The 16421-nt window shown below is 31.8% G+C and carries 17 protein-coding genes and 1 pseudogene; 9 read left to right on the top strand and 9 right to left on the bottom strand.

The annotated features are described in order from the left end of the window. Positions 1 to 9: 9 nt before the first annotated feature. The 3 genes from I580_RS11025 to I580_RS11015 are packed head-to-tail and all read right to left on the bottom strand — an operon-like array spanning position 10 to position 4392. Positions 10 to 1260, bottom strand: coding sequence for a hypothetical protein (locus tag I580_RS11025; protein WP_010770556.1), 1251 nt, complete (start codon positions 1258 to 1260; stop codon positions 10 to 12). A gap of 17 nt (positions 1261 to 1277) precedes the next feature. Further along, positions 1278 to 3617 carry an ABC transporter permease gene (locus tag I580_RS11020; protein WP_010770557.1) on the bottom strand — a complete coding sequence of 780 codons (2340 nt, stop codon included), beginning with the start codon at positions 3615 to 3617 and terminating at the stop codon, positions 1278 to 1280. Positions 3618 to 3621: 4 nt separating this feature from the next. After that, entirely contained in the window at positions 3622 to 4392 is a 771-nt protein-coding gene (locus I580_RS11015; protein ID WP_034859984.1) for an ABC transporter ATP-binding protein, read from the bottom strand. 130 nt (positions 4393 to 4522) lie between these two features. Between I580_RS11015 and I580_RS11010 the strand changes: the two genes are divergently transcribed. Then, complete coding sequence (locus tag I580_RS11010; RefSeq protein WP_010770559.1) at positions 4523 to 5383, top strand: helix-turn-helix domain-containing protein; 861 nt, start codon at positions 4523 to 4525, stop codon at positions 5381 to 5383. Between the two features lie 536 nt (positions 5384 to 5919). Here I580_RS11010 and I580_RS11005 read toward each other — a convergent pair. Then, positions 5920 to 6693: a helix-turn-helix domain-containing protein gene (locus I580_RS11005; protein ID WP_016249801.1), complete on the bottom strand. Its 774-nt coding sequence runs from the start codon at positions 6691 to 6693 to the stop codon at positions 5920 to 5922. A 483-nt stretch (positions 6694 to 7176) separates the two neighbouring features. Beyond that, the gene (locus I580_RS16970; RefSeq protein ID WP_010770553.1) at positions 7177 to 7317 is read right to left on the bottom strand and encodes a hypothetical protein; all 141 of its coding nucleotides are present in this window, start codon (positions 7315 to 7317) and stop codon (positions 7177 to 7179) included. 167 nt (positions 7318 to 7484) lie between these two features. Here I580_RS16970 and I580_RS17455 point away from each other — a divergent pair, with 167 nt between their 5' ends. Further along, positions 7485 to 7625 carry a DUF3850 domain-containing protein gene (locus tag I580_RS17455; RefSeq protein WP_081630663.1) on the top strand — a complete coding sequence of 47 codons (141 nt, stop codon included), beginning with the start codon at positions 7485 to 7487 and terminating at the stop codon, positions 7623 to 7625. A 307-nt stretch (positions 7626 to 7932) separates the two neighbouring features. Here the strand turns inward: I580_RS17455 and I580_RS11000 are convergent, their stop codons facing one another. Further along, entirely contained in the window at positions 7933 to 8577 is a 645-nt protein-coding gene (locus I580_RS11000; RefSeq protein ID WP_010770561.1) for a histidine phosphatase family protein, read from the bottom strand. A gap of 416 nt (positions 8578 to 8993) precedes the next feature. Here I580_RS11000 and I580_RS17270 point away from each other — a divergent pair, with 416 nt between their 5' ends. Continuing rightward, complete coding sequence (locus I580_RS17270; RefSeq protein WP_010770562.1) at positions 8994 to 9416, top strand: hypothetical protein; 423 nt, start codon at positions 8994 to 8996, stop codon at positions 9414 to 9416. Between the two features lie 1041 nt (positions 9417 to 10457). Here I580_RS17270 and I580_RS10990 read toward each other — a convergent pair. Together I580_RS10990 and I580_RS10985 are read right to left on the bottom strand one after the other, a co-directional pair. Beyond that, entirely contained in the window at positions 10458 to 11246 is a 789-nt protein-coding gene (locus I580_RS10990) for a C40 family peptidase (protein WP_010770564.1), read from the bottom strand. 409 nt (positions 11247 to 11655) lie between these two features. Further along, positions 11656 to 11990, bottom strand: a pseudogene (locus I580_RS10985) (helix-turn-helix domain-containing protein); the annotation flags it as partial. Between the two features lie 404 nt (positions 11991 to 12394). Here I580_RS10985 and I580_RS10980 point away from each other — a divergent pair. The 4 genes from I580_RS10980 to I580_RS10965 are packed head-to-tail and all read left to right on the top strand — an operon-like array spanning position 12395 to position 14816. Next, positions 12395 to 12841 carry a hypothetical protein gene (locus tag I580_RS10980; protein ID WP_010770566.1) on the top strand — a complete coding sequence of 149 codons (447 nt, stop codon included), beginning with the start codon at positions 12395 to 12397 and terminating at the stop codon, positions 12839 to 12841. Then, positions 12841 to 14199 carry a Tle-like phospholipase domain-containing protein gene (locus I580_RS10975; protein WP_010770567.1) on the top strand — a complete coding sequence of 453 codons (1359 nt, stop codon included), beginning with the start codon at positions 12841 to 12843 and terminating at the stop codon, positions 14197 to 14199. The genes I580_RS10980 and I580_RS10975 overlap by 1 nt, the downstream gene beginning before the upstream one ends. A 21-nt stretch (positions 14200 to 14220) precedes the next feature. Next, positions 14221 to 14514 carry a hypothetical protein gene (locus I580_RS10970; RefSeq protein ID WP_010770568.1) on the top strand — a complete coding sequence of 98 codons (294 nt, stop codon included), beginning with the start codon at positions 14221 to 14223 and terminating at the stop codon, positions 14512 to 14514. 38 nt (positions 14515 to 14552) lie between these two features. Next, complete coding sequence (locus I580_RS10965; protein WP_010770569.1) at positions 14553 to 14816, top strand: hypothetical protein; 264 nt, start codon at positions 14553 to 14555, stop codon at positions 14814 to 14816. Between the two features lie 286 nt (positions 14817 to 15102). Here the strand turns inward: I580_RS10965 and I580_RS10960 are convergent, their stop codons facing one another. Next, positions 15103 to 15330, bottom strand: coding sequence for a hypothetical protein (locus I580_RS10960; protein WP_010770570.1), 228 nt, complete (start codon positions 15328 to 15330; stop codon positions 15103 to 15105). A 140-nt stretch (positions 15331 to 15470) separates the two neighbouring features. On the opposite strand from I580_RS10960, the gene I580_RS10955 reads away from it, so the two are divergent. Both I580_RS10955 and I580_RS10950 read left to right on the top strand, forming a co-directional pair. Further along, positions 15471 to 15713: a helix-turn-helix domain-containing protein gene (locus I580_RS10955; RefSeq protein WP_010770571.1), complete on the top strand. Its 243-nt coding sequence runs from the start codon at positions 15471 to 15473 to the stop codon at positions 15711 to 15713. Positions 15714 to 15799: 86 nt separating this feature from the next. Then, positions 15800 to 16042, top strand: coding sequence for a helix-turn-helix domain-containing protein (locus I580_RS10950; RefSeq protein WP_010770572.1), 243 nt, complete (start codon positions 15800 to 15802; stop codon positions 16040 to 16042). Positions 16043 to 16421: the final 379 nt, after the last annotated feature.

The following is a 16421-nucleotide window of genomic DNA, read 5'->3' as shown; positions in this document are numbered from 1 at the left end:
CCTCCATAGCTAGTCTAACTCAATCAATTTTGAAGTTGAATAAATATATCGTACACCTGAAAATTCAAATATATCGCCATCATTTGCATGAGAATCATCCTTTAGAATATTCAGTATTTCAGTTACTGTCTTGGAAGTCATACCCTGGGCACCATTTCTAATTGCTGTAGCTGAAATAGTGTCTTTTCGCACTATTGTATACGGTGTTAAGAATGTTTCATCATAAATAGTTCTCACCAACATTCCACCGTAATCACTACCATGAAGACCATAAATTCTTTTGCCTTTATGTTTATCTTTAATGTGCTTAATAATTCCATGAAAACCTTTATCAATATATAGATCAGGCATAGCTAAAACTTCAACTTTATTTTCTAGATTTGCATCTGAGACAGCACTTCGCAACATAGCAATTCTATTTTCTGCTTCAAAGAAAATATTTCCAGTTGGAAAGTAATCAATATGAAAATCAGCTTTTTCAGTTTTTTCATAAATTCTCATACCATCTTTCATTTTAGCTATTCTAATAATCCCTTCATCCAATAATGCTTGGTGAAGCTTTGGAACGATAGTTGGATGTACATAAACCTTCTCTAAGTTTCTCGCTTGAATAAATTGTTCTATAATTTTCATATGTGAAACATGAGCAGGATTGAACGTTCCAAAGAAAACACCAACTCCAGATTTTTTTGAAAAAATACCTTTTAAATCTGTAACCAAACTGTATACTGCACCAATTATTCCTAAGAGAATACCTGTAACCACAAAAAATAGTTGAACTGGAATATATCCTAATGACGCAATGGCACTAATACAGACATTAAAACTCAAGGCAAGTGTAATATTCAAATAGCGATCACCAATATTTTTATTTGCTAATGCTAACATTACATACTGTAATCCTTGAGAAGCAAATGAAGTTAGTGCAATAGCACCATACAATCCTCCAACAAATTGTAGGTTAGCAGTATCTACAATACCGCCAATAATAACCATGGTCAAAGCAAAGTAATTAAATGCATATTGCCATAGAAAGCGAATCACTTTACCTAAAAACATACTTCCAGTTCGTAACACTGCAAATCGTTCTAATTTCTCACTTATTTTAGTAAAAAATGGTAGGAAAATTGCAACGAATAACGAAACAAATATTAAATATGTATTTTGCCAATTACCAGTTGGCAAAGCATATGAAACATACATTACTACTCCCATTATAAATGCTAACCTTGTATAAAAACTTTTTAAATAACCCAACATAACCCAAATTCTCTCCTTTAATCTACTAATAAATTTTTTACATTTACATTTTTTATTTTTCGTGAGGAAACATAACTAAATAAGAAGCTAACAAATACGAAAAACGATACTACAAAAACTAAATTTCCAATTGAAAATTTTAGATCTAAACTAGTTAAACCTGCCATTGAAAGAAGCGTAGAAAACATTTTGTTTCCGCCAAGAAAGGCTGAAATGATTCCAAATGTTGTTCCAAATGTTGTCGCCATAACAAATCTGGTAGCAAATTGACAACGTAATTGAGCCGATGTATAGCCCAATGATTTCATGATCCCCAATTCTAATGATTCCCTATTAATTGAAATTGTGCTCAAGAGGAGAATGATCACGGACGAAATAGAGAAACTCAAAATCAATACAACCAGTGTCATTAATAACAAACCTGTTTGTATTGTTTCAATCAAGTTTTTATTACTTTTTAAACCATCTGTTATATTAATATTGTCCTTATTTGTAGAAAATTGTTTGATTGTATTTGATACATCTGAATCATTCTCTAAATCAACAACATATTGAACAGGAGAATAATTTTTATTTAGCTTAGAATACCCAGTATCTAGCATATGAATAGTAAACCCAACATTGTTAACACTTTGGTACACGCCAACTACTTTGAAGTCCTCTGAATTGTCCTTTTTAGTGGATACCTTTAAAGTATCATTAACATTCTTATTAAATTGTTCGCTCACGTTACTTGTAATAAGAATCTCATTTTCAGCTTTAGGATAACGCCCCGCACTTAAATCAACTTTGTTTTTAAGATCACCATATACAAGAGCAACCATTGATTGTTTTTCTACTTTTAAACTTGTCTGAAAAAAAGAACTGTAGGAATTGACTGGATATTTTTCATCAATTTGTTTAACTAATTGTCTTATTGTTTCCTCTTTATCCTCTGTAGTTTCAGCAATCTGTAATACTACATCATTTTTGGGCATGCCAAGAAGTTTGAATACTTCATTCTCTTTTTCAAAAGCTTTGGATAATGTTAGAACACTTAGTAATAAAAAGCTAAAGAAAAATGCAACGAGCATTAGTGATGTATATTGTTTAAACCTTGTAGATAATTGTTTGATAGAAATGCTAATAGATAGCGGTAAAATACTTAGACGCTCTAAAGAGATACTCTTCTTTCCTTTATCTCCATCTGAAAGTTGACCCATTCTAAGTGCTTTAACAGGAGTAATATTTTTTAATTTTCTTAAGCTAAATAGTATGATGAGTGAATTTAATAAAATAAAGACAGCTAGTAATACAATCATTTGTCCCCATGGAACGGAATTATCTCCGATAATACCATTTGAATTTAAAAATACACTCGTTAATCTTGGGATGGCTTGTGTAGATACTAGTAGTCCCAAAATTCCTCCCAAAAGTATTAATACGTGAAATTGGATCATAAATTGATACTTTATTTTTCTATTGGTAAAGCCTAATGCTTTCATAACACCGATTTGAGTATAGTCAGATTCTAATGAAGTTAAGATTGCGTATCTTAAAACAAAAAAACTAACCAAAACAATAAAGGCTGTTGCAAGTAAAAGAACTAAAGAGAGAACTGTTGGAATCATCACATAGGCTTTTTTAGTAAATGTTTTATCATAGATAAAATCTGCTATTTCTGTTCCTTCAAAATTTTCCATTTTATTCGTAACATAAGCTGTGAAGTCTTCGTCAAGTGGTGGTTTATTGAAATTCACTTGGATGAAGAAGTTTTTTATAATGTTCTCACTTGCATCCATTTTTGAAATCTGATCATAAGTTCCATCATTAATAAGAACTTGATTATATCTCATTATTGGTGAGCCAAACACCGTGTCTTCAAAGAAGCCTACAATTTTTAATTGAATAGTTTGGGAATTGAGCTTAACATCAATAGTGTCATTCTTTTTAAGAGAGAGGGAATCCTTTAAATAGATAGGGACATAGGTCTCATTGACGTTTAATGTACCATTCCCGCCATCCTCTACTCGAAAAGTGTTAATTCCTTGTGAACGAAGTAGAACATTTGTATCCCCATTTTTTTCATCTTCTAATAATCCAGAGTATGTTTCGATTGTTTCAATGTTTTTAATATTGTCCATTTTTTTTAGTTCACTTGTATAACTCTTCCGATAATTATTTTGGGAAAAGCTAAAAAGTAAGTCTGGCGATTTGGAAGCTTCATAAGAAGTGTCATAAGTTTTGCCATTCTCAGACAAAGAACCTAGTGTTGTCAATAAAAAAATAACAGCAATGGTTGATAACGCTACTATCGAAAACGCAAAGGCTTTTCTTTTGAATAGATTTTTTCTAAGTAGTAGCAAAAATGTGCGCATGCTCTTACCACCCCATTCCTTGTAACCAATTCAATACATTTTTTTCACGCTCTACCATATCTATATTTTCAGCAGCATATTTATCTAGTGCTAATTCTCCTTCTATTTCTCCGTCATTAAGATAGATAATTCTATTCGCTCTTAATGATGCTTTTAGATCATGCGTGACCATAAGGATAGTCTGATTGTCATTATTGTTATAGTGAGAAAGAGTATCTAATATATTTTTACCTGATTTTGAATTTAAAGCACCTGTAGGTTCGTCTGCGAATAATATTTTGGGACTATTAATAAGTGCTCTAGCGATAGCAACTCGCTGTTGTTGACCACCTGAAATCTCAGACGGAAGCCTTTTTGCAAATGTGTCTAATCCCACTTGACTTAATAAGCTCATCGCGTTAGAGTGAACTGTTTTTTTCGACTCTTTCTTCAAGTAGCCTGATATAATAATGTTTTCAAAAAGAGAAAGTGTACTAATGAGATTCATCTGTTGGAACACAAATCCCATCTCTGTTCTCCGAATTTTTGAAATCGCAACCTCATTCATGTTATTCATTCTTTGATCTTGATATTTCACTTCACCAGATGAGATACTGTCCATTGCACTCAAACAATACAATAAAGTTGATTTACCAGAACCTGAGCTTCCCATTATTACTGTAAAATCACCTTCATAAATTTCCAAATCAATATTTTTTAATACTTTTACGGTATTTGAACCATTGTTATACTCCTTACAAAGTTGCTCTGCTGTAATGATTTTTTGCAAATCCATTCCTCATTTCTTTTAAATTTTAGTTGCCAAGTCACCTAATTCAAGGTACTTTTATAATAGTAGAGGTATTTATTTCCTTTAGTTGGTATTTTTCACTATAGTGTAAAAAAAATCTGAAAAGGGGTTATTTATGGAGAATGGAAATATAATTCGGTATATTAGAAAATCAAGAAATCTTTCCTTAGCAGACTTATCAGATGATACGATATCTGTTTCATTTATATCTAAGTTTGAAAGAGGTAACTCGGATATATCTTCTCAAAAGTTGTATGATTTATTAAATAAGTTAAGTGTGAGTTATCAAGAATTTCTTAGCATGAAAGATAAATCGGAAGATAATTGTCAACGTCAATTTTTAAAGGAATTGAAAAGTGCTGTCCGTGGTGCTAGTGTCATTGAATTGGATACACTCATCAAATCAGAAGAAAAAAAGTATAAGACCAATTACATTACTCGACATGCACATAATATAAGTATTTGTAAGTTACACATAGAAAGAATAGAACAAAAAGAGTATTCTAGAAAAATCGTTGACTCTCTCTGGAATTACTTAATCAATATTGATGTGTGGTTTGATTATGATGTGTCACTTTTTAACAATGTATTTTTTTGCTTCAGCGTAGAGCAAGTAAGCTTATTGGTGAAAGGTGCGCAAAAAAGACTTGAAACGGAACTACATATATTTAGAAATACCAATGAATTGTTACTCTTGCTGCTCAATCTTATTATCTTTTTTATAGAAAATGAAGGGTACAAGCAAGCAAAAAAATTTATTGTTAAAGTAGAAAGTTTATTGGACAAACCAGAGCAAATTTATGAGAAAAATAAATTGAATTTTTTGAAAGGAATTCTTCTAATCGCAGAAGGAGAAAGAAGTGCAGGAATTGAAAAAGCAAATCAAGTATTGAAAGTATTAAAAGTTCTTGAATTACAAGATATTCATGACAGCCATCAAAAATATCTTGAACGATTTTTGAAAAAGACTATATAGAAAAAAGTCGATTTTGTGTATTTTATACTATAGTAAAACTCATGCGCTTCACATGAAATTATGAGGCAGAATTTTTATTTAAGTTGAGGAGGAATTACGATGTTTTATATATGGGAAATTTTCAGTATAAACAATAGTGTTAGATAAATTGAATAATTTTTTTAATAGTGAAAGCTCTGCTAAGAAAAAATCTTGGCAGGGCTTTTTGAACGACTAAAGATTAAAATAAAAGATAAGTAGTTGCCTGTTCAATTACTTAGCTTTATATATCGCTCATCAGTATCAGTTCGGCTAATACTGATGAACTTTAAAATCCCATTTTGCGGCTAGGATTTTAAATCAAAATGTTTTTCAGTTTCTCTTTGCTTTTAAGTTTGTGTGTTTCTTGAGCTAATGTTTTTAGTATTCGCTTATGCTCATAGAAGAGGTTATCGGGAATAGAGTGATTTTGGGTGTTGTTTTTTAGTGAACTGAATGTTTCGTTCATTCCATCAACTGACGATTAGTTTATCATTTCACGGTCGAATAATATTATTCTAGATTGTGTTCTTTAAACGGGAGATCAAAAGTTTTCCCACATTCACTAATATGGGCGGGTCTTCTGGTATTGGTTCTCTCAGCTTAATCGTGTAATGATTTCCAGAACAATTCGGGAAAGATAATCTTTCATCTTCTTTACCTCGTAAACTATTGCCTAAGTTAAAGTAAGAGAAAATATTATTGGAACGGCTTATCCCGCAAGCTAATAAATAATAGTCTCCACTTGGAATGTTTTTCAATTTATTTCCGATTAAATTTTTTGTAGCTAATCCGGATATAGGCATATGATTCGGTATCAGTGTCCGGAAAAGCCCAATAAATAGGATCCCCATCTCAAATCCATCAGGTACTTCAATCGTTACGGTGCAAAAAGAATGACTCTTTTCTTCAAAATGCGCTATCGACTGATCCTTATCATCCGTTTCAAAACGTTTCATATCATCAAAAAGTTCACTCATTTCCGTTTTGTACGCTCTAGGTGAACTACCTGTGTATTTTTTGAACGTATTCGTGAAACTACCGCTGCTTTCAAAACCTGAACGTTCTTGTAGGTCGAGTATTCGCTTTTTTTCATCAAGTTCAAAGATCGCCTTTTCAACTTTTACACTAGAGAGAAATTCAGCAACACTGAATCCATTTATTTCTTTAAATTTCCGACTAAAGTGATGTTTATCATAACCAAAGTGAACGGCAATTTCCTCACTGGTCATTTTTCTACTAACAGCTTCTTCTGAAATGAAAGAAAGAATTTCAGGCATCTTCGTTTTCATGTTTGTTCCTCCTTTAAATAAAAATCCTTGAGAATCCCTATAAATAAGGATTTCCAAGGATTTTTGTATCACGCTCACTCGATAAACTAATAGAATCTATAAGCTGGAGATCACCAGTTTAAAGGGATTTAAGCTAACTTGAATAGTGTAAAAAGCAGTTAGTTTATAAGAGCTAGTATCAAAATGGTGCTAGGTTTTCAAAGATAACTTTCTTCAAAAGTTTAAGATTAGAATGAATCACACCAAATTGACTAAAATAGGCTTTTCAGCTAATTCAGCTATACTGTTAGATGCAAAAAAATGTTCAGTAACATGTCATTTTTCTAAATCGGTAATAGTAGAAGAATTTTTTTAAACCTTTGAATTAGGAGAAGTGTAAAGATTTTCTGTACCTATATAGTTATAAGAGTTAGTCATGAGTTAATATTCCCAGAAATATAAAGTTAGATTTTTTTCCATCAGGAGTGTCTTTTAGAAGCTGAATCATGTCTTTTGTTGTCTCTCGAAGCCTTCGTACATACTTGAACCTAAAGAGTTCTTTATTATGGTATATTCTTTTTTTGTCTGAAATTGTACTCCTTGAACGGATAATTCTTGTTCATTTAGTTCAATTTGAAATGCCATAATAACCCTTCCTCGTGATTATTCATTATTGCAGATACATAAAATCGACTCTTGCTGCAGTTTGCAAAAGTGAAGGTGTAGAAGTGCTAGAGTTCTTAGAGTATCTCAATAACGATCAGAAGGAGGGCGGATAGATAGTGAATGACAAATGATTCAAAAATCAAAGAATAGTTCATGAATTAAAAACAGATCCAGAATATTTTAGAGATTTAGGGCTAGGTTATAGAACGTTTGAGACTAGACAAGACGATAGGCCATACAGAGTTAACGACATGTTATTACTGCAAAGTTTTGATAGAAAAGCATAAGAATACACTAGTTCGATGGTTTTTGCTAGTATTGCGGGTATTTTTGGCAGAAAAGAACATGAAAAAGAATTTGTAAAAAAGGCTATGTGATTATGTCCATTGAATTAATAAAAAGTAGATATGTTCAAGACTAGTCTCTTAAAAAGGATCATAACTGCATTTCTGTTTCTGTGTAAGTAGTGCGACATTGTCCTTTTCAATATATTTCACATTTCCATATTGGCTGTTGGAAACATCTTGCGCCATATTTCCAGTTCCTTTCTTAATGCGTATTATCGCCTTGAGCCGCAAAGGCGTATTATGCTTATCATGTAAGGATAGAAAAACTTTTACCATCCCATTTAATAGTAATAATATCGACATTTTTGATTTTAGGTTTTTTTCGCAACATTTCTTTTGAAAACAAATATAGCAATGTTTTAATAGCAAAAGCATGAGTAACAATCAGGATGCTTGGATTATTCAAGTGAATAAAATTATCACCTGTATCTTTGAGAAAACGTTCCAATCTATCCGTAATCATATGAAACGGTTCAACCATACCTGTTGTGTCGGATTTATAAATAATCTCCTGAACTTCCGGCAGACGGAAATTAAGTTCTGAAAAATCATTTTGTATCTGTAATTCATTCATCATACTGGAAATAAACTTATCATTATTTTCTGCTTCCCAGCAGCCCAAACACCACTCACGGAGCCTTTTATCAGTAATAACTTGTAGTTCATTTTGCCCCTGTGCAGTTAATATGGTTTTTCCAGTCTGTAAAGCTCTATTTGTATCACTGGAAAATGCAGCCGAAAATTGGACATTTTTCAGTTGCAGTCCTAGTTGTGAGGCTGCTTGGATTCCTCTTTCAGTTAATGGGGAATCTACCCAACCTTGTGCTTTATGTAAATGGTTAAGTAATGTTTCCCCATGTCGAGTAATATAGAAAGTAACTGTTGAACTCATATTTTATCCTCCAAAATAATCCTATGTAATCGCTTCACCTTATCGGCAATAGTTTAACCAAGAAATTACTAACAGTGTACCAGAACCACCCGCCCAAAACAACGCTAAAGTAAAAGCGTGACAGCGGGATGTAGATATTAGAAGGAGGATATACACCTTTTGTTCTTCGAAAGGGGTTTCCTTATTTTTATGAAGGTCAAGACAAGGCAGAGATAAATAAAAAGAAAAATGATTTATTACATGACATAATTTGTATGGCAAATAATCTGAGTAATCATGAAGCTTATTTAATAATGGGAATATCTGATAATCCTGTTGAAATAAAAGGAGTTGAAAAGTATTTAGGTAGGTGGACTTAGGAAAATTATCTCTATTTTATTCATAGTAAGAAATGGGCAGGAGATTATATTCCAGCGTTGGGGTTAAGAACAATAATCAATGGAGTTGGTACAGAATTAGACATTTTAGTAGTTCATAAATCTCAAAGCGTACCTTTTTATCTTAAAGAAAAATCTCAAAGCGTACAACCTAATCAAATTTATGTTCGAAAAAGTGCGAAAAATACTTCGATCAATAAACAAGCTGAAATTCAGGATATCGAAAAATTATGGGAATTTAGATTTGGCTTAATCCCTTATCCAAAGGAAAGAGTATTTAATTGTATCAAGGATACTGACTCTTGGATAAAAATGAAAAGTAGTTATGAAGGGATGTCATGGTACTATGAAAAATTTCCTGAATATACAATTGAATTTTATGATGATCCTGAAAATGAAGATTTAAGGATACCAACTTTCGCCTTGATGCATACTAATGCAAGAAGTTCATGCATATTTTAAGGGTAAAGTATCATCAAACGATACTTCTAGAATTTTTAGCACATTATATTGATGAAACTTGAGGTATAGCAGCACATCCTAAAAGCACATTTCTTAAGCTATTTCCTAGTTATCCGAAAAGTGAATATGTAAATTCATACTATCATATTTTGAAGACTCACCAGAAATAAATTTAATGTGGTTATTAAAAGCAGTGAATAATCATGACAATGATGCTTGGTCTAAGCAGTTATGTATGATTCCCATTTTTGAAAATCTACAACAGAAAGAATCCATTGAAAAATGCTATGTTGGTTATAACAATAATCTTTCTGATGAAGACCAAGAATATGCTCGAAAATTCCCTGCCAAGAATCATCTTAGCAGGGTTTTATTTTGGTAGGGAAAAAGGTAAGAACCATATCATTTTTAATGAAAATCAAGTATTTCTAAGTTGAAAAACGTTGATTTATCGGCAGTCCCCATTTATATTATGTTGGCTCTTTATTCCACTCAAAAATAAACGAAATTCAATAAAGTAATTTAACTGATTATAAAAGGATTTGATGGTGTTTGAATTGTTTTGAATCAAGAGTTTTTTTAGACTGTTATCAAAGTGTTATCATCACAGATATCTGTAATTAAAAAAAATATTGAATAAATTATATTAACTTTTTGCAAAAACCAATCGTCTGAGATTAACTTAACTATAATTTCAGACGATTGGTTTTATATTACATTTTGAAATTGTTGAGCAAATAAATTAATAGAAAAGGGGAAACAAAGCAAAGTATGGATAGCAAAACTAAAAAGTATAAATATTTTTTTGAATAGAGTATAGATAAAATGATCGTTATAATCACATAAATTATACCAGTAGTAGCATAAATAATTGTACCGTTACCAGAAAAATCATGATAACTTGCTTTAGTTATTATGCGTAATACGCTAAATGAAATTAAAAAAGCAAGAACTCCCCAAACTGTAATAAAAAAAAATCTTAATATATTCATAGTTTAACTATCCTTCTTCATTCTTATTTTTAACTACATTGTTTATAAACTATGCAGACCACGTTCCTACATGAGCAGGTCTTGAGTTAAAATATGCTGGTAAATCATACGGACTTACTATTAATGGTTGTTTCATACCTCCTACTTGAGCGGCAGCAGAAGAATACCAATAAGCTTGCCAAACTATTTTAGAGCAATAGGTTGGATTTTTAGACCATATATTTGTATTTATTCCATATGAATAATTTTTTCCTCTATAATTATTTATAGCCCACTGATAAGCTGCGTTGGGTTTATATTTAGCGGCAGGTCTATAAATTTTAGTCCATTGTCCTTTTTTACTCATATATTTTTTTGCCCAATCAATAATGGACATTGCAGCAGGCGTGTATCCCCCACCTTGTATACTTAAAATAGTTCCATTGTTCAGAAAGATTCCAGCATGACCAGTTAGTCCCCCGAATGAAGTCCCATTTGTAATCATAATATCTCCGGGTTGTGGATTTCCAGCAACTGAGCGTGCATTTGAAACTACAGGATCAATTGGCGGGGTAGCAGTGGCTAATTCTCTATACATTTCAAAGGTTACATCAGAACCTAAGTACCCGCTCTCTAGCAAAGAAGCGTATTGCTCTTTTAACTCAGTTTCCGTTTTTTGAGGGACTGATGATCGAGAAGAACGTGATACATTCCGTTCATTTTTTTCAAATTCATCTAACTCTTTTCCAGTTAGTGCATACTGATCCATAACACTACTTAAATCATCAGCATATACTTTTTTTGACGAGGGGAGTAAAAACACGGCAACAAACAACAACAACAACATAAATTTTTTCATTAAGTAACAACTCCTTATTATTATGATTGGAAAATAATTGTATTATGAAACGCTTTCTCTGTCAATTTGTTTTTCGTTCAATATGGAATTTAATTGGTTCTAAAGATGATGTATAATTTCATTTTTTAGATTTTCTCAACAGATTAGTTACAAATAGTTAACACGGAAGGGACTGTTTATAAAGTAGCAAAAATGGTTGTTATGAGGTTTAGAGGAATTCTCTCTAGCCTTTTTTGAGCTGAAATTAAGTTGTGTTATATATTAAAATGCTTTGTGTAAACATCATAGGATATTCGCATCCGTCTGCAGATATTTTGCAAAAAAAACAAGTAGTTAGATAGTCAACTACTTGTTTAAAACTATCGTTAATCAGTAACAGTTTGGCTAATACTGATGAACTTTAAAATCCCATTTCGTCAAAAAGCTCACTCATTTCCGTTTATACGCTCTAGGAGAACTTCCTGTATATTTTTTTAACGTATTCGTAAAACTACCGCTGCTTTCAAAACCTGAACGTTCTTGTAGGTCGAGTATTCGCTTTTCTTCATCAAGTTCAAAGATCGCCTTTTCAACTTTTAAACTAGAGAGAAATTCAGCAACACTGAATCCATTTATTTCTTTAAATTTCCGACTAAAGTGATGTTTATCATAACCAAAGTGAACGGCAATTTCCTCACTGGTCATTTTTCTACTAACAGCTTCTTCTGAAATGAAAGAAAGAATTTCAGGCATTTTCGTTTTCATGTTTGTTCCTCCTTCTCAGAGCACTATTTTTTTAAAATCACATCAATAAATAAACTACTTGTTTTGCACGAAAAGAAAGAGTTTTTTATTAATATTATAACATGTAAATAAAAATGATCTTATTATTATAAATTTATGGAATTTAAAATGTTCACGTAGGAACTTAATGTCTATAATATAATCTACTTAAATTTGAATATATATATATAACTGTGCTTTAAGAATGAAATGATATGGTATAATTATTTTATGTTAAAAATGATTAACAACTAGATTGTTTACTATATACTACGGAGGAAATCAAGTCGATATGTTAAAACGGAAGTGGTGGAAATAGATTGAAAAGGACTATTTTATTTGGCATTATTATTGTTTTGGTTTTAGGAATTGGAGGGAAAATGTATATGGATAAAGAGAAAGAAAAAAAAGAGTTACTAGCTGTTCAAGCCGATTTAGCAAATTATCTCTATAATAATTATGTTCTTTATACAGTTGATGAAAAGAAAGAACAAGAAATATTTAAAGAATTTAATAAGGGAAACGGTAGTCTAAGCGAAAGCCAATATTTTGAGAAATTAGATGCTCTTAAAGAGTATTCAAAAATTAATAAAGTTGAATTTACAAAATTTGTTGTTACGCCAATGAATACAGTAAGAGTGTACTTTGTGATTAATGATGTATATAAAGAGGACATCTTTCTGGATAAAGTATCTGCAGAAACTAACAAACTAATGTATACCGTAAGTACTCATTCTGGTGATGGTCCTTATTATATTGAAGAGAAGCCAGAAAAGACAGCTAAAATTATGCCCGAAGAAGATATCGTATATTATGAGGGGGTAATCAAATAATGGATCAAAATTTAACGTTATCTGGGGAAGTTTACGATGTTGAAAATGGAACAGTAAAAGTTAATGAGCTTTCAAAAGATCCTAACTATATTATTTTAGATACAATAGATACGAATAAAAATGTGATTGGAAATGAAAAAGAGCCTAAAGAAAACAGCATGCAAGCAATGGTGGTAGGAGAAATTAAAGATGAGTATAAAGGTAGAAAAATAAATCAGTTAAAAGAAATATCAGGATATCCAGAATCAGTGATAAAAAAAGATATAACCATTGCATACGCTGGTACGAACGGTTGGCAAGATATGAAAACAGATGCTCGTGAAATTGGTTTAAATGACAAACATGCTAACGGGGCTTTTCAATCCGCCTTAAACTACGCAGATATTATTGAACAGCGTTTTCCAAAAAGTGAGGGGTACATTATAGCGACTACGGGTCATTCTTTGGGTGGAGCAGAAGCAATATATGTAGCTGTTTTGAAAAACTACAATGCCTTTACTTACGGCGCTGCAGGATCTGGGTTGAGCGATAGTCAAGTGAAAAATTACAAAGGACTCATTGTTAATCTATATGACACTTCCGATGCAGTTACAAGTGGTTTTTTGACTGGAGGGAAGCATAAAATTCCGTTTTTGAGTATCGGGATTGATAATGCAGGATGGAAACTTGCAGGGCATTCTCGAGATCAATTTAAGCTTGATAAAAATGGGAATTATATAGATAAATATGGAGATATAGCTGTTTACTCAGATTTAAATGGTGGAATTTCAATCGAACAAACACTTCTAGCACAAAGCATTATTGCAAATAAAAGAGAAATGCGCCGACTGGAATTATATGGTGTTCAAAATAGTGGTAGTAAAGGCGAATACCAACGTTTAAAAAAAGAAAACGAATGGTTACAAATGCAAATAAATAGCTTTACTAAGTTGAACAAATTAAGAAAGAAATTTACAGCTAGTGGTGGTGGGCTTTCAGGGAATGAACAAATTTACCTTGATGATAGTCAAGCACTAGCCATTGTTAAACTTGCCTCATCTAAGTTTGATATGGCGATGGAAAATGTCATCAAAATATACAAAAATGGTATTTCAGAATTAGAACAGACTTGGCAAGAAGGACTATCACGAGTGAGAAGTAGCACACCTGGCTTATCTCATGGAGAGATGATGGAAGCCCTACAATCTGCAGGATGCACAGAACAAACAATGGTGAGTGCTCCAACGCAAGAATTCCAAGAGAAAATAAGTAAAGCAAAACAAATAGGACAAAAATTTGATACTTTAACAAAAGAAATCAATGGAAAAATTGCTGAGTTAGTCCAACGAGATAAAGAATTAGCTCGACAACTTGCATAGTTATGGAAGAAGGGAAGCCTGATGGATAAAGAAGAACAATATATGGACGATTATCAGAGAACAAGGCGAATCTTAGAAGAACAAGAAGATGCAGTGAAAAGTTTCCAGCGAAAAGGACAACAATTAGCTGAAAATACACTTTCTGAAATACATCATACAGTGCAACTTTTTGCAGAGACAAATGAACCTTTTGAACATGCGCGTAATGAAATAGCACAATTAGAAGAAGCGTTTCTTACGGCATTAAATCAAGAAAAAAAGAAGATTTTACTGCAAGAAGAAGAAGCGGAACGAATGTATAGAAAAAATATCTAAGAACTCAAAAATACCTAAGAGACAAAGGGGGAAAAAAGTTGCTTGAAGCGGTAGAAAAACTTTGGAAAGAGTACAAAAAGAATATGCAAAAGGTATCAGCTAGGGCAATTGGACGTGCGCTTGTACAGAAAAAGGAATCTGAGAAAAAGAAAGTGAAACGTTTAGGCGAAGCAGAAGAGAAAATAGCGAAAGCTTCAATTTCAACAGCGACTAGCGGTTTACAGGAATCGGTGAAAGGTCAGTTTGGAAAGAAAGTGACACAAGTTTTAGACGATCAGGGTAAAACGTTAGATAATTTTTGAATACATAATGTGTATGGCGGAAAGTTGATAATAGATTAGGGGCTTTCTGATGTAAATAGTAAACTAGTTTTTTTATTTGAAGTATATAATAGTAAAATGCTACTAAGATAAAATCTTGGTAGTTTTTTTGTTGAGTTGTATTAAATTAGATGGACGTCGTTCTAAATCAAAATGTATTCAAAAAACAAGTAGTTAGATAGCCAACTACTTGTTTAAATCTATCGTTCATCAGTATCAGTTCGGCTAATACTGATGAACTTTAAAATCCCATTTTGCGGCTAGGATTTTAAATCAAAATGTTTTTCAGTTTTTCTTTGGTTTTAAGTTTGTGTGTTTCTTGAGTTAATGTTTTTAGTATTCGCTCATGCTCATAGAAGAGGTTATCGGGAATAGAGTGAGTATGGGGTTTGTTTTTTAGTAAACTGAATGTTTCGTGCCAGTTCTTTAATTGTTGGATTGAATGATTTAGTTTATGTAGATCTTGGTAGGTGATCATTTTTACTGGGTGAGCCATGTTGAACCTCCTAATGATATTTTTAACCTTATAAGGTTAATTTATCACAAGAATTATCCTGTGTCAACCGTGTACGGTTAATTCGTTACACGGAAATATTATATACTTCAGTTAACTGTACAAGGTTAACGGAGGATATTATGACATATTCAGAAATTATTGTTTTTAGACTTAAGAAATTATGTGAACAAAAAGGAATTTCAATAAACAAGCTTGCAACGTTATCAGGGATGACTCAATCTACGCTGGATAACATTATGAAGGGGAATACTAAAAATCCCAAACTAAAAACGTTGCATAAATTAGCAATGGGATTAAATATGACGGTTTCTGAACTGTTAGATTTTCCAGAAATGAATGAAACGCTTTTTGATGATGAGTAATACTAAAAATAACCCTGTAACGTTAATATTGTATATTTTCATTCGCTATACTTGAGTTAACTATACAAGGTTAATGGAGGAGAGCTATGACTTATTCTGATGTAATTAGATTACGGCTTAAAAATTTATGTTCTGAAAGAAATATATCAATCAATAAACTTGCGACTTTATCAGGTATAACGCAGTCTACTGTGGATAATATCATGAAAGGGAAGACCAAAAACCCTAAGTTGAAAACTTTGCATAAATTAGCTACAGGACTTGATATGACAGTTTCTGAATTGTTGGATTTTCCAGAGATGAATAATACAATATTTGATGATGAATAAACTGCGATTTTTTATAAATCGTAGTTTTTTAATTAAAAATATTATAAGAGCATTATAGAAGGGACGATAACGAACAAGAGAAGGTTAAAGAATTATCTTGTAAAGAAAAAGAGTATGTGCTAATAAAGGGGAAGGTGACATGTTTAATAAAGCGTAAATCGTTTTTTTAAGTCTAAATGGTTTTAAAAGTTGTAACAAATTCAAACTTTTTAGAAAAAAATTACGGAACAGTTTAAGAATTAGAAATGTATAAATATGGTGACTAAATGCGACAAGTTTATATATTAATTGGAAAATTATTGATATAATTGATTTGATATTTAGTTGATTTTTCAACAAATGTAAAGATAGAAATGTTTTTCTATATAGAAAAGGTGGT

Origin of the sequence: Enterococcus caccae ATCC BAA-1240 (assembly GCF_000407145.1) — a bacterium.
GTDB lineage: Bacteria > Bacillota > Bacilli > Lactobacillales > Enterococcaceae > Enterococcus_L > Enterococcus_L caccae.
This window is presented reverse-complemented; position numbering and strand designations above follow the sequence as displayed.